Annotated in this window: 10 protein-coding genes; 3 read left to right on the top strand and 7 right to left on the bottom strand. The window is 71.2% G+C overall.

Going from position 1 to position 12,753, the window contains the following annotated elements; translation table 11 throughout:
* Positions 1 to 68: 68 nt before the first annotated feature.
* A complete protein-coding gene (locus ABZS69_RS19970; protein ID WP_355374225.1) occupies positions 69 to 476 on the bottom strand; it encodes a secondary thiamine-phosphate synthase enzyme YjbQ in 408 nt (135 codons plus the stop codon).
* Positions 477 to 485: 9 nt separating this feature from the next.
* Positions 486 to 668: a DUF1918 domain-containing protein gene (locus tag ABZS69_RS19965; protein ID WP_355374223.1), complete on the bottom strand. Its 183-nt coding sequence runs from the start codon at positions 666 to 668 to the stop codon at positions 486 to 488.
* Between the two features lie 622 nt (positions 669 to 1,290).
* Here ABZS69_RS19965 and aceE point away from each other — a divergent pair.
* From aceE to ABZS69_RS19950, 3 genes are all read left to right on the top strand, one after another.
* The gene (aceE, locus tag ABZS69_RS19960; protein WP_355374220.1) at positions 1,291 to 4,038 is read left to right on the top strand and encodes a pyruvate dehydrogenase (acetyl-transferring), homodimeric type; all 2,748 of its coding nucleotides are present in this window, start codon (positions 1,291 to 1,293) and stop codon (positions 4,036 to 4,038) included.
* Positions 4,039 to 4,224: 186 nt separating this feature from the next.
* Entirely contained in the window at positions 4,225 to 5,721 is a 1,497-nt protein-coding gene (locus ABZS69_RS19955; protein ID WP_355374218.1) for an alpha/beta hydrolase, read from the top strand.
* A gap of 10 nt (positions 5,722 to 5,731) precedes the next feature.
* The gene (locus ABZS69_RS19950; RefSeq protein WP_355374215.1) at positions 5,732 to 6,469 is read left to right on the top strand and encodes a maleylpyruvate isomerase family mycothiol-dependent enzyme; all 738 of its coding nucleotides are present in this window, start codon (positions 5,732 to 5,734) and stop codon (positions 6,467 to 6,469) included.
* A 185-nt stretch (positions 6,470 to 6,654) separates the two neighbouring features.
* Here ABZS69_RS19950 and ABZS69_RS19945 read toward each other — a convergent pair whose 3' ends face one another.
* The 5 genes from ABZS69_RS19945 to ABZS69_RS19925 form a co-directional block, all read right to left on the bottom strand.
* On the bottom strand, positions 6,655 to 7,011 hold the full coding sequence (locus ABZS69_RS19945; protein ID WP_355374213.1) for a VOC family protein: 357 nt from the start codon (positions 7,009 to 7,011) through the stop codon (positions 6,655 to 6,657).
* An 87-nt stretch (positions 7,012 to 7,098) separates the two neighbouring features.
* Positions 7,099 to 7,830, bottom strand: coding sequence for a YafY family protein (locus ABZS69_RS19940; RefSeq protein WP_355374210.1), 732 nt, complete (start codon positions 7,828 to 7,830; stop codon positions 7,099 to 7,101).
* A gap of 363 nt (positions 7,831 to 8,193) precedes the next feature.
* The gene (locus ABZS69_RS19935; RefSeq protein WP_355374207.1) at positions 8,194 to 9,171 is read right to left on the bottom strand and encodes an aldo/keto reductase; all 978 of its coding nucleotides are present in this window, start codon (positions 9,169 to 9,171) and stop codon (positions 8,194 to 8,196) included.
* A 42-nt stretch (positions 9,172 to 9,213) separates the two neighbouring features.
* On the bottom strand, positions 9,214 to 10,602 hold the full coding sequence (locus tag ABZS69_RS19930; protein ID WP_355374204.1) for a PLP-dependent aminotransferase family protein: 1,389 nt from the start codon (positions 10,600 to 10,602) through the stop codon (positions 9,214 to 9,216).
* 76 nt (positions 10,603 to 10,678) lie between these two features.
* Positions 10,679 to 12,592, bottom strand: coding sequence for a hypothetical protein (locus tag ABZS69_RS19925; protein WP_355374201.1), 1,914 nt, complete (start codon positions 12,590 to 12,592; stop codon positions 10,679 to 10,681).
* Positions 12,593 to 12,753 lie beyond the last annotated feature (161 nt).

Here is a 12,753-nt window from a genome sequence, read left to right as displayed (position 1 = left end):
GGACAGTCCACACGCTGTGACCCTCAGTCGTCAACGGTCGCCACGGGTACGGCCGTAGTCGGCCAGAATCAATCAGACAAAAACGACAGGCGAACCTGGCGTTGCGGGTTGTCGACGTTCAGATCGACAAGTGCGATCGACTGCCACGTGCCGAGCGCCAGACGCCCGCCCAGCACGGGGACGGTGGCGTACGGCGGGATCAGCGCGGGCATCACGTGCGACCGCCCGTGACCGGGCGAGCCGTGGGCGTGACCCCAGCGGTCGTCGGCCGGCAACAGGTCACGCAGCGCGGCGAGCAGATCGTCGTCGCTGCGCGAGCCCAACTCGAGCAGGGCGACGCCGGCCGTCGCATGGGGCACAAAGATATGCAACAACCCGTCTTCGCCCTGCGTACGCACGAAATCAGCGCATTGACCTGTGATGTCATGCACTGTCTCTCGTGACCCCGTGGCCACGGAGATGATTTCAGATCTCACAGGGAAATCTTACTTATGCACCACGACGGCGTCCGGGCCGGGAAACACCAGACCGGTGTGCCCGTCGTCGAAGCGCACCACGTAGGGAGGCCCGCCTTCGAGGCCCTGGACCTCCACGATCACCCCAGTCCGGTCCCCTTCGCCAACGGCATGCCCGTGCACCAGGAGCCGGTCTCCTACTGCAGCATTCATATAACCCACATTGGTACGTGGGGAGCCGTACGGAAAGAGTGATTCGCAAGTTTTGCTCCCCCTCTGAGGGGAGCGAGAAAAATGACCGAAACGTTACGTAGTGCTGATGCGGTGTTTCGGGCTCTGTGGCCGGATGGCGGGTGTCTTGCGTGCTTTGTGCCGATCATGGTTGACGCCGCGGAATGCTCGACGCGTGTCGGCCGGCGGCGGGGCGTGGAGGGTCGGCGGGTGGTCGAGCTTCCCCAGAGGCCGTGTGATCGGCGGGTCGCCGGACGGCCCCGTCGGAGTCGTGATGGCAGGTGGGCCGCTAGACTCGCCCGTCACGTCGCGCCGTCCCGGTGAGAACCATGCCCCTTCGGGGGAGAGTGGAGGGTGCGGGGACCAGGAGTCCAGGGGTGTTCGAGCGAAATTTCGTTCGTTTTCCTGTCTTGTTAAATTGCTCCCGGGATGTAACCTTTGGTGGCGATTCGTCCTACCATCGGTGGTCTAGGCCATCTGATCCGTCCCTGCCAGCAGGGACACCACTGGTTACCGGTCAGTAGAGATGCGTTTTCTACGGCTAGCGACCAGGATGGAAGGCGACCCAGACCAGACATCAGTCATCCTCGGAAGGCGAGACCCAGTGGCTTCCGGACGCCAGCGATTCTCGATCATCAGCGACGGCCTACCCAGCCAGCTGCCTGATGTCGACCCCAGCGAGACCAACGAGTGGCTCGAGTCTCTCGACAACGTCGTCAAGACCGAAGGCCGCACCAGAGCCCGCTACCTCATGCTGCGCATGCTGGAGCGGGCCCGCGAGCACCAGGTCGGCGTGCCGGGTTTGCGGAGCACCGACTACATCAACACGATCCCGCCGGAGCGCGAGCCCTGGTTCCCGGGTGATGAGCACGTCGAACGCCGCATCCGCGCCTACATCCGCTGGAACGCGGCCATCATGGTGTCCAGGGCCAACGCCCGCACCAACGTCGGCGGTCACATCGCCACCTACGCCTCCGCCGCCTCCCTCTACGAGGTGGGCTTCAACCACTTCTTCCGCGGCAAGGATCATGGCGAGTCGGGCGACCAGGTCTTCTTCCAGGGGCACGCCGCGCCGGGCATCTACGCCCGCGCCTTCCTCGAGGGCCGACTCAACGAGGCCCAGCTCGACGCGTTCCGCCAGGAGTTGTCGCACGGCTTCCACGGCCTGCCCTCCTACCCCCACCCGCGCCTCATGCCCGACTTCTGGGAGTTCCCGACGGTCTCCATGGGCCTCGGGCCGATCGGCGCGATCTATCAGGCGCGGTTCAACCGCTATCTGCTCAACCGGCAGATCAAGGACACCAGCCGCAGCCACGTGTGGGCGTTCCTGGGCGACGGCGAGATGGACGAGCCCGAGTCGCTCGGCGCGATCGGCCTGGCGGCCCGCGAGGAGCTCGACAACCTCACGTTCGTGATCAACTGCAACCTGCAGCGGCTCGACGGTCCCGTACGCGGCAACGGCAAGATCATCCAGGAGCTGGAGTCGTACTTCCGCGGCGCCGGCTGGAACGTGATCAAGGTCGTGTGGGGCCGCGACTGGGACCCGCTGCTCGCGGCCGACGTCGACGGCGTTCTGGTCAACCAGATGAACACGACGCCCGACGGCCAGTTCCAGACCTACTCGGTCGAGTCCGGCGAGTACATCCGCGAGCACTTCTTCGCCGGTGACCCGCGCCTGCGCAAGATGGTCGAGCACCTGACCGACGACGACATCCGCAAGCTGTCGCGCGGCGGCCACGACTACCGCAAGGTCTACGCGGCGTTCAAGGCGGCCCGCGAGCACGTCGGCCAGCCGACCGTGATCCTCGCCCAGACCATCAAGGGCTGGACGCTGGGCAAGGACTTCGAGGCGCGCAACGCCACCCACCAGATGAAGAAGCTCACCAAGGCCGAGCTGAAGGAGTTCCGCGACCGGCTCTACCTGCCGATCCCGGACTCCGCGCTGGAGGGCGAGCTGCCCCCGTACTTCCACCCGGGCGAGAACGACCCCGAGATCCAGTACATGAAGGAGCGCCGCGCGGCGCTCGGCGGCGTGCTGCCCAAGCGGGTCATGCGCGCCAAGCCGGTCAAGCTGCCCGCCGACGAGGTCTACGGCGGCTTCGCCAAGGGCTCGGGCAAGCAGCAGGTCGCCACCACGATGGCGTTCGTGCGGCTGCTGAAGGACCTCATGCGCGACAAGGAGATCGGCCACCGGTTCGTGCCGATCATCCCGGACGAGGCCCGCACGTTCGGCCTCGACGCCATGTTCCCGACGGCCAAGATCTACTCCCCGCACGGCCAGACGTACGAGGCCGTCGACAGGGAGCTGCTGCTGTCGTACAAGGAGGCGACGCAGGGGCAGATCCTGCACGAGGGCATCAGCGAGTCGGGCTCGATGGCCTCGGCCATCGCGGCCGGCAGCGCCTACGCCACGCACGGCGAGCACATGATCCCGATCTACATCTTCTACTCGATGTTCGGGTGGCAGCGCACCGGCGACCAGATGTGGCAGATGGGCGACCAGATGGGCCGCGGCTTCCTGCTCGGCGCCACCGCGGGCCGCACCACGCTCAACGGCGAGGGCCTGCAGCACGAGGACGGCCACACGCCGCTCATCGCCTCGACGAACCCGGCCGCGATCTCCTACGACCCGTCGTGGGCGTTCGAGGTGGCCCACATCGTCAAGGACGGCCTGCGGAGGATGTACGGCGACCAGCCGGAGGACGTCTTCTACTACCTGACCGTCTACAACGAGCCCTACCTGCAGCCCGCCCAGCCGGCCAACCTCGACGTGCAGGGTCTGCTCAAGGGCCTGTACAAGTTCGCCGACGGCCCGCAGACCCAGGGGCCGAAGGCCAACATCCTGTCCTCCGGCGTGGCGGGCCCGTGGGCGATGGAGGCGCAGCGGCTGCTGGCGGAAGACTGGGGCGTCTCGGCCGACGTGTGGTCGGCGACGTCGTGGTCCGAGCTGCGCCGCGACGCGCTGGCCTGCGAGGAGCACAACCTGCTCAACCCCGACGCCGAGCAGCGCGTCCCCTACGTGACCCAGGCGCTGTCGCAGGCGCGGGGCCCGTTCGTGGGCGTCAGCGACTACATGAAGGCCGTGCAGGACCAGATCGCGCAGTGGGTGCCGGGTGACTGGTCCTCGCTGGGCACCGACGGGTTCGGCCTGTCCGACACGCGCTCGGCGCTGCGCCGGCACTTCCACGTCGACGCGGCCTCGATCACGCTGGCCGTGCTGACCAGCCTGGTCAAGCGGGGCGAGCTCGACGGCGAGGTGCTGCGCGAGGCCATCGCCCGCTACCACCTCAAGAACGGCGTCACCGAGGCGGGCGGCGCGGAGAGCAACGACACCCAATCGATGGGCGTCTGAGTCATCCAGGAGGGGCGCCCCCGCGAAGAACATCTCGCGGGGGCGCCGTCTTTTTCCGCCGCCCGCGGCGTTCGGCCTGTGAGGCGGCACGTTCAGGAGGGGTACGTGCCGCCTCACCCAGGTTTGGTGCAGCGTCACGTATTGTGGGCACTACTTCCCCCTGAGAGACCGAGGGGAAATCTGTTCATGCGATGTGTCCTAGCCGCCACCCTGTTCATGACGGCCGTCGCCGGCTGCTCCACCGTGCCGGCCGAGCCCGCCACGCAGTCGACGGCGGATACCGACACGATCAGCTGGGGGCCGTGCACCGACATCAAGCGTCCTGACGGCATGCCGCCGGCCAGCCAGGACAGCTCCGTCCGGTGCGGGAAACTGGCCGTGCCGCTCGACTACGACAAGCCCAACGGGGAGCAGCTGGACCTGGCGCTCATCAAGCTGTCGGCCACGGGCAAGAGCAGGCTCGGTTCGATGGTGTTCAACTTCGGCGGCCCCGGCGCCTCCGGCGTCGACACGCTCGACCAGGCCGGCAAGGCGCTCACCGGCCTGCGCGCCCGGTACGACCTGATCAGCTTCGACCCGCGCGGCGTCGAGCGCAGCTCCGGCGTGCGCTGCGGCAACGGCGCGGAGATGGACAGGTTCACCGCCCTGGACACGCTCCCGATCGACAGCCAGACCCACCAGGAGACCGCGGCGGCCAACAAGGAGTTCGCGGCCCTCTGCCAGCAGAACTCCGGCAAGATCCTCCCGTACGTCGGCACCGTGAACGCCGCCCGCGACATGGACCGGATCCGCGCCGCGGTGGGCGACCCCAAGCTCAACTACGTCGGCATGTCGTACGGCACGCAGCTCGGCGCCGTGTACGCCACCGAGTTCCCCAAGAACGTGGGCCGCATGGTGCTCGACGCGCCGCTCGACCCGACGGTGACGTTCGAGCAGCGCACGCTGGTGCAGACGCGCGGGTTCCAGAAGGCGTACGAGAGCTTCCTGCGCTCGTGCGTCAAGGAGAAGTGCGACATCGGCAAGGACCAGACCACCGCCAACGAGAACGTCGACAAGCTGCTGAACCAGCTCACCACCAAGCCGCTGAAGGTCGGCACCCGCGAGCTCACCCAGGGGCTGGCCGCCACGGGCGTGGCGGCGGCGCTGTACTCGGAGCTGACCTGGCCGTTCCTGGAGCAGGCCCTCTCGGAGGCGATCAAGGGCCACGGCGAGGCGCTGCTGTACCTGGCCGACTCCTACACCGGCCGCTCCCAGGACGGCAAATACTCCACGCAGATGACCAGCTTCCCGGCCATCACCTGCGTCGACACCTCCGAACGGCCCAGCGAGGCCGAGCTGCGCCGCACCGAGGCGGCCGCCATCAAGATCTCGCCGCTGTTCGGCAGCGAGGGGTCCGGCGGGCTGTGCCGGGTGTGGCCGGCCAAGGGCAGCGACCAGGCGCGGCACGTGAACGCCACCGGATCGGCGCCGATCGTCGTGGTCGGAGGCAAGGGCGACCCGGCCACGCCGTACGAGTGGGCGCCCAAGCTGACGGCCCAGCTCAAGACCGCCAGGCTGGTGACGTACGAGGGCGAGGGGCACGGCGCCTACCTGTCGGGGAGCAAGTGCGTGCTGGAGCTCGTGGACTCGTACCTGATCGACGGCAAGCTGCCGGAGAAGGGCGCGACCTGCCCGGCGGCCTAATGTGGGCCCTGTGACGACATATGACTCGCTCATCGACGCCGAGGCCGCCCGCCTGGCGGCCCTGGCCACGGATCTGTCCGTCCCGGTGCCCACGTGCCCGGGATGGACGTTCGCCGAGCTGATCACGCACGTCGGTCAGACGCACCGCTGGGCCGTGCACGTGCTGCGCAACCAGGTCCAGGAGCGGATCTGGTCGCGCCAGGTGCCCAGCGGGCTGGCCGAGGGGCAGAGCGGCGACGCGGCCTGGCTGACCGCCGGGGCGGCCGAACTGCTCGACACGCTGCGCGTAACCGACCCGTCGCTGGCGGTGTGGACCTGGGGCCCGGACCGGCAGGCGTCGTGGTGGCCCCGCCGGATGCTCTTCGAGCTGGTGATCCACCGGGCCGACGCGGAGCTCGCGCTCGGCATCGACCCGGTCGTCCCGCCCGAGGTCGCGATCGACGGCATCGAGGAGTTTCTCCACAACCTGCCGTACGCGACCTGGGTCACCCGGTCGCTGGCGGAGCTCGGGGCGGAGGGGGCCACGATCCACCTCCACGCGAACGACGCCGACGGCGAGTGGACCATCACCCAGGGACCGGCCGGGGCGGTCGACTGGGCGCGCGGGCACACCAAGGGCGACTGCGCCGTCCAGGGGACGGCCCAGGACCTGCTGCTCATGATGTACGGCCGGCGCTCGCCCGAGGCGCTGACCGTGTGCGGGGACGCGGACCTCCTCGGCCGCTGGCTGTCCAGGGCGGCCTTCTGACGCGGGGAATGGGCCCTGGACGCGCCGCCGCTCGGCGATCGGCGGCGTGCCCAGGGCACGGGGTGAACCGCTCCGCTGAAGCGGCCCGTCCGGATGCCGGGGGTCGGCGGGGAAGGCGTTCGCCCCGGCCCTCGAACGGGTGATTCACCTGTGAGGGGAAGTCTTATGTCGCGCCCGGCCGGGCGTCACCTGCGGTGGAAGATCCCGAAGACGCTCCCGGACGTGTCACGCAGGTAGGCGAAGTCGGTGCCGGCGCCGTCGTCGATCACCTTCGTGATCACCTTGCCGCCCAGCGACTCGCTCTTGGCGCAGGCCGCCTCGACGTCGGCCACCTGCACGTGGAAGATCGCGTGCGCCGGGAACTCGCCCTTGGTGTTGAACAGGCCGCCACCGGGCCGCTCGGCACCCGGATAGCCGATCATCCGGTAGTCGATCGGCCCCTCGTCGGCGGTGAACGCCCAGCCGAACAACCCGCCGTAGAACGCCTGGGCGCCTTCGGGATCGTCGGTCGCGATCTCGAACCAGGTCACGGTGTTGTCCATCGTCGTCTCCTCGTCACTGAACCTTTTCTCGAACAAGACAACGATCTAACGGGTTGGCGACAACCCTATGTCGGTGTTTTCGATTGACTAATCGAGCACGGCACTGTTCACGATCATGTGGGGCACGTCGGCGGCGAAGCCTTCGAGGGGCCGGTCGGGGCTGCGCTCGGCGGTCACGGTCGCGGCGGCGATGCGATCGAGCCGGAAGACCCGCACGTCATCGCGTAATCGGCACCAGGCCACGAGATACCAGAACCCGCCGCGCCCGCCCAGGAAGACGCCCGGCTCGACGTCCCGCGAGGTCAGCGCGCCCTTGGCGTCGGCATATTCGAGCCTGAGCACGCGCCGTCGCAGCAGCGCCTCCTCGATGGCCCGGGAGATGCCCTCGGCGCCGAGCGGCTGGATCTCGGCGGAGCCGGGCTCCGGTGGGTCGCGCACGAGCTGCACGCGCCGCGCCAGCTCCCTGGCCAGCTCGCCCTCGGAGCCCGGCATCGCGGCCACGACCTTGCGCAGCGCGCTGCGGGCCTGCCGCCCGAACGGCTGGTCGCCGGCCTGGCTGAGCGCCACCGCGATGGCCACCGCCTCGGCCGGGGTGAAGTTGAGCGGGGGCAGCGACATCTTCTTGTCGATCGCGTAACCGCCCTTGCGGCCCGGCTCGGCGTAGATCGGCACCCCTGACTCCTGCAGGGCGGTGATGTCGCGCTCGATCGTGCGCACGCTCACCTCGAACCGCTTGGCCAGCTCGCGGGCGGAGCGGCAGCGGGGCGCGATGGCGCGCAGGTCTTCGACGAGCGCGTAGAGCCGGTCGGTACGATTCACAGCGGCGACGCTACGCGCCGCCACCGACAATCATGACCCGCGCGCCGTCCCGGCAACCCGTGCCTCACCCCGCCGCCACACGGGTCTCACTACCCGGATCGAGCCGCGGGCAGGTCACCCTCGGGTCTCGACCCAGAAACTGACCGTGGTGTGCGGCGTGATGCCGGTGTAGGAGACGGTGCCGACGGGCTGCCACGGGCCCTCGATCGGGATCAGGCCGACCTCGGGCAGGAAGTGCCGTTGCAGGACCCGGATGCGGTGCTCGCCGGTGCCCGACGTGCACAGGCTCGTGGCCCAGCGCTCCTGGGTGTTGAGCTGAGCCGTGCAGCCGGTGGGGGAGGCGTGGGCGCCCCGTCAATGCGCCTACCAGCGGTCGTGGACCTGGGGCCGGATCAGGTCGTCGTAGACGGCCTGGACCGCTTCGAGCGTGGCCGCCGGGAGGGGCGGGGACGACGCGGCGGCGGCGTTCGCGGTGGCCTGGGACGCGTTGCGGGCGCCGGGGATCACCACCGACACGCCCGGCTGGTCGAGGATCCAGCGCAGCGCGAACTGGGCCATCGTCAGGCCCTCGGGCACCAGGGGAGCCAGGCGGCGGACCGCCTCCAGGCCCGTGCCGAAGTCCACGCCGGAGAAGGTCTCGCCGACGTCGAACGCCTCCCCCTGCCGGTTGTAGGTGCGGTGGTCGTCCGCGCCGAAGGTCGTGTCCTCGTCGTACCGGCCGGACAGCAGGCCGCTGGCCAGCGGGACCCGGGCGATGACGCCGACCCCCGCGGCCCGGGCGGCGGGCAGGACCCGCTCCAGCGGCTTGAGCCGGAACGCGTTGAGGATGATCTGCACGGACGCCACCCCCGGCCGCGCGATCGCGGTCAGCGCCTCCTCGCACGTCTCCACGCTGACCCCGTACGCGGCGATCTTCTGCTCGGCCACCAGCGTGTCCAGGGCGTCGAACACGGCGTCCGCCGAGTACACCGGGGTCGGCGGGCAGTGGAGCTGGACCAGGTCGAGGGTGTCCACGCCGAGGTTGTGGCGCGAGCGCTCGTTCCAGGCCCGGAAGTTGGACATCACGTAGTTGCCGGGGATCTGCTCCAGCCGGCGGCCCATCTTGGTGGCCACGGTCAGCCCCGGCCGGCCCTTGGCGAAGCGGCCGACGATCTGCTCGCTGCGCCCGTCGCCGTAGACGTCGGCCGTGTCGATGAAGGTGACCCCGGCGTCCACGGCGGCCCCGAGGGTGGCGAACGCCTCGTCCTCCGTCACCTGGCCCCAGTCGGCCCCGAGCTGCCACGCGCCGAGGCCGACTGTGCCCACCTGGCGTCCTGTCCGTCCCAACGTGCGTTGTTCCATGGGAACAGTCTCCCGGATGGAGACCGCACCCCGGTCTGGGGGCTAGGCGGCCGAGCGGCGGGGGAGGCGGTGGTCGTCGAGCGTGCCGGTCAGCGCGTGCAGCGCGCCGCTGAGCAGGCCCGCGTCCAGATGGCCGTAACTGAAGGCGATGCCGTTCTCCCGGACCCCGCTCTCGTGGCAGAACGCCGCGAGGTCGGCCACCCGGACGCGGCGGGCCAGCAGGGCGCCGACGACCGACTCGGCCCTGACCGCCGCGGGGAGCAGCAGCGCGGCGGCCGCGCCGGTGTCGCCCCCGAGCAGGCGGGTGTCCGGGTACGCCCCGAGCACCTGCCGGACGAACGCCCGCTTGGCCCCGTACAGGACCGACAGCCGCTCGGCGCGCCGGGCCACGCAGCCCGACGCGAGCAGGTCGGCCACCGCGAGCTGGCAGGTGACCGACGGCTGGCCGTGCAGGCCCTCCTCGACCGCCCCCGCCGGCCGCCGCGGCACCACCGCGAACGACAGCCGCAGCGTCGGCGTCAGCAGGTCGCAGAACGAGCCCACCATGGCCGTGGAATCCGCGTCCCCCAGGGCCAGGACGCTGGGACGCGGGGTGAGGGAGGGGTTGAACAGGCCGTCGAAGGCGGGTTCGAGCACCAGGCCGCCGCTCTCGCGCGCCCACGCGGCCAGGGCCCGGCGGCGCTCCGTGGGCATCCGGGCGCCGAGCACGCCGCGTTCGGGCAGGACGGCCACCACGTCGCACCCGGCAGGGACGAGGTCCGGGCGCGCGCCCGAGGCGTCGGTGGGCAGCGGGAGCACGGTGCCGAGCCGGGCGAGCGCGTGCCTGAGCGCCGGCGGGGCCGGGTCCTCCAGGGCGATGAGCGCCCTGCCCGCGCCGTGCCGGGCCCGCAGGATGAGCGCGAGCGCGTCGGCGTAACCCGCCGTGACGACCACCTCGTGACCGTCGAGCACCAGGCCGCGGGACTCGCGCAGGTACGCGGCGACGGCCGCGCGCAGCGCCGGCAGCCCGGCCGGCGGCGGCTCCTCCACGGGCGGCGCCTGATGGCTGGCCCGCCGCCACGCCGCCCGCCACGCGGCCAGCGGGAACGCCTGCGTGCTCGGCCGGTCCGACCGCAGGTCCACCACCACGTCGGACGCCCGCACCGGAAGCGAGCCCGCGCCGACCGGAGCCGAGCCCGTGCCCGACACGTACGTGCCCGAGCCGTGCCGGCCCGTGATGCGCCCCTCGGCCAGGAGCACCTCGTACGCCGCCAGCGCGACCCCGCGCGAGATCCCCAGCACCCCGGCCAGCGTACGGGTGGACGGCATCCGCCCGGCGAGCTGGCCGCGCGCGATGGCCCGCCGGAGCTGGGCCGCGAGCTGGTCGTGCAGCGGCTCAGGCAGGTCGCGATCCAGCTGGATCGGCACGTTGAGCCTTTGCGGATTACGCATGGAACATCCCCCAGGTGAAAGTGCTACGCGGCCCCCTTCACCTGAGGCGTGACATCCCGTTCCATCACCGGGTCCGCTATCGGGGCCGGTAACAGCAGCGCAGCCCCGTCTGCACCGTGGCGCGCAGCTCGTCCCCGACCGCCGGGTCCACCGCCGAGATCCGCGCCAGCGCCCGTCTGATCGCCTTGCCCACGGCGATCCTGGCCCGCTCCTCGCTCCCCGTGAACGGCCGGGCCCGCCCGCCGATGCCCGTCGCCGCCGCCAGCTCCGCCACCAGCCACTCGCGCTCCAGCCGCAGCCCCGCCGCCCGTTCGAGGTCGTTCATCGACTCCAGCTCGTCGATCTCCGCCTCCAGCTGGCCCAGCCGCTGCCGGTAGGTCTCCCTGGCCCGCTCGTCCAGCACCGGCTGGGCCGACCCGGCCTCGGGCTCGCGCGTCCACGTCTCCGACGCCAGGTCGGCGGCGAGGATCTCCCGCCCCGGATTGGCGATCAGCGTGGCCAGATGCCCCATCCCGACACTGTGGTCGACGAGCGCGAGCCGCCCGCCCAGCTCGACCTGCCAGTGCCGCCCGTGCTTGCGGATCCGGCAGCCGCCCTGCCCCGCGGCCGGGCGCCCGGCCACGGCCGGCAGCACCATGCCCAGCTCGCAGGCCTCCCGTTCGGCGGCGGCCTGCTCCCGGACGGCCCGCGGGTCCCGCGTCCCGTCGCGCAGCGCCAGCGCCTGGCCCAGCCGCCACCGCGACAGCGCGGCGGCCGGCCAGTGGCCCAGGGCGAAGTTCTCCCGCACGGCCGCCCGCAGGTGCTCCACGGCCGTGGGCAGGTCCCCGGTGGTGAGCGCGGCCATGCCCAGCGAGTGGTGGACGGAGCCGAAACAGGCCACGCCCAGGCTGGCGACCACGGGCAGGCCCGCGAACGGGCGAAGCAACCCGTACGCGCGGGCGGCCGTGTCCGTGTCCTGCAGCAGGTGGGCGGTCTCCACGACGCAGTACATCGAGAGCAGCCAGGTGCTCGACCCCGGCAGCTCCTCCACGCGCAGCCTGGCCAGGTGCCCGGCCGCCGCGCGCCGGTCGCCCGCGACGGCCGCGGCCAGCGCCAGGCCCGCCAGGTACGAGTTGTCGATCGGGCTCAGCGTGGGCGAGCTGACCAGGTCCGACAGCACGGGCAGCAGCTCGGCGGCCCGGCCCTGGAACCAGCGGATGGCGCCGAGCTGGCCGCCGTACCAGCCGGTCGCGTCCATGTCGCCGGCCGCCACGCCGCGCTCGAAGCACTCGCCGGCCCGCTTCTCGGCCTCGGCGAAGCGGCCCGCGCGGATGGTCAGCATGACCTCGATCGCCTCGACCACGTACCCGACCGCGAGATGGGCGTGACCGGCCAGCAGGCCGCGCAGCTCCTCCAGGCCGCGCTCGGCGTGCGGATCGGCGGTCAGGTAGAGGTCGACCGTCCGCCACAGCAGGCCCATCAGCAGGTCGCCCCTGCGCTCGGTGACGGCCGCCTGGCCGATCAGCTCCCTGGCCAGCTCCAGCCTGCTCGCCGCGTGCTCGGGGCCGAGCAGGCAGTGGTGCGCCAGGCTCAGCGCCTCGGCCAGCGCCATCGCGTCGCCGGAGCCCCTGGTCTCGGCGAGCAGCCGCATGATCGCGGCGTGCCGGCCGGCGCGGTAGTCCTCCTCGCCCAGCAACCGCACGCGCAGCCGCAGGGCCAGCGACGAACGGGGGTCGATCAGGGACAGCGCGTGCCGCTGGCGGGCGCGTACCATCTCCGACTCCGCGCACGTCCTGTGCTCGTGCACCCAGACCCCGCCCAGCCCCAGCGCCGCCCGCGCCAGCGACGACGGGTCGCCGCAGAGCTCGGCCAGCCGGTACGCCGAGTCGAACCAGCGCCGCGCGGTCTGCAGGTCGCCGTTCACGAACAGCGCCCGCTCGCCGAGCACGAGGGCCAGCTTGAGGTCGGGGCACGAGGGCAGGAACACCCCCGGCTGCTGCGCAACGCCCATCGGTTCCGCTCCCCTGTCCGACACCTTACTGAGCGCCATCACGGTCCCCGAATACCGTTCTGAGAACTAGGGCCTGTTTCAGAAGTGGATCACCTAGGTGGTCCACCTCCGGGATGATCTTTGTGTGGGTCGGGGTGATTTGACCGCGGAGCAGTGGGCGA

The organism is Nonomuraea sp. NPDC005650, assembly GCF_040605375.1.
In the GTDB taxonomy this organism is placed as follows: domain Bacteria; phylum Actinomycetota; class Actinomycetes; order Streptosporangiales; family Streptosporangiaceae; genus Nonomuraea.
The sequence above is the reverse complement of the archived record's forward strand: the minus strand, read 5'-3'. Positions and strand labels throughout refer to the sequence as shown.

Excerpts from the sequence above, each read along its gene's own strand:
- ABZS69_RS19965 (WP_355374223.1), bottom strand. The coding sequence starts at position 668 with ATGAATGCTGCAGTAGGAGACCGGCTCCTGGTGCACGGGCATGCCGTT.
- ABZS69_RS19955 (WP_355374218.1), top strand. The coding sequence starts at position 4,225 with ATGCGATGTGTCCTAGCCGCCACCCTGTTCATGACGGCCGTCGCCGGC.
- ABZS69_RS19945 (WP_355374213.1), bottom strand. The coding sequence starts at position 7,011 with ATGGACAACACCGTGACCTGGTTCGAGATCGCGACCGACGATCCCGAA.
- ABZS69_RS19935 (WP_355374207.1), bottom strand. The coding sequence starts at position 9,171 with ATGGAACAACGCACGTTGGGACGGACAGGACGCCAGGTGGGCACAGTC.
- ABZS69_RS19930 (WP_355374204.1), bottom strand. The coding sequence starts at position 10,602 with ATGCGTAATCCGCAAAGGCTCAACGTGCCGATCCAGCTGGATCGCGAC.
- ABZS69_RS19925 (WP_355374201.1), bottom strand. The coding sequence starts at position 12,592 with ATGGGCGTTGCGCAGCAGCCGGGGGTGTTCCTGCCCTCGTGCCCCGAC.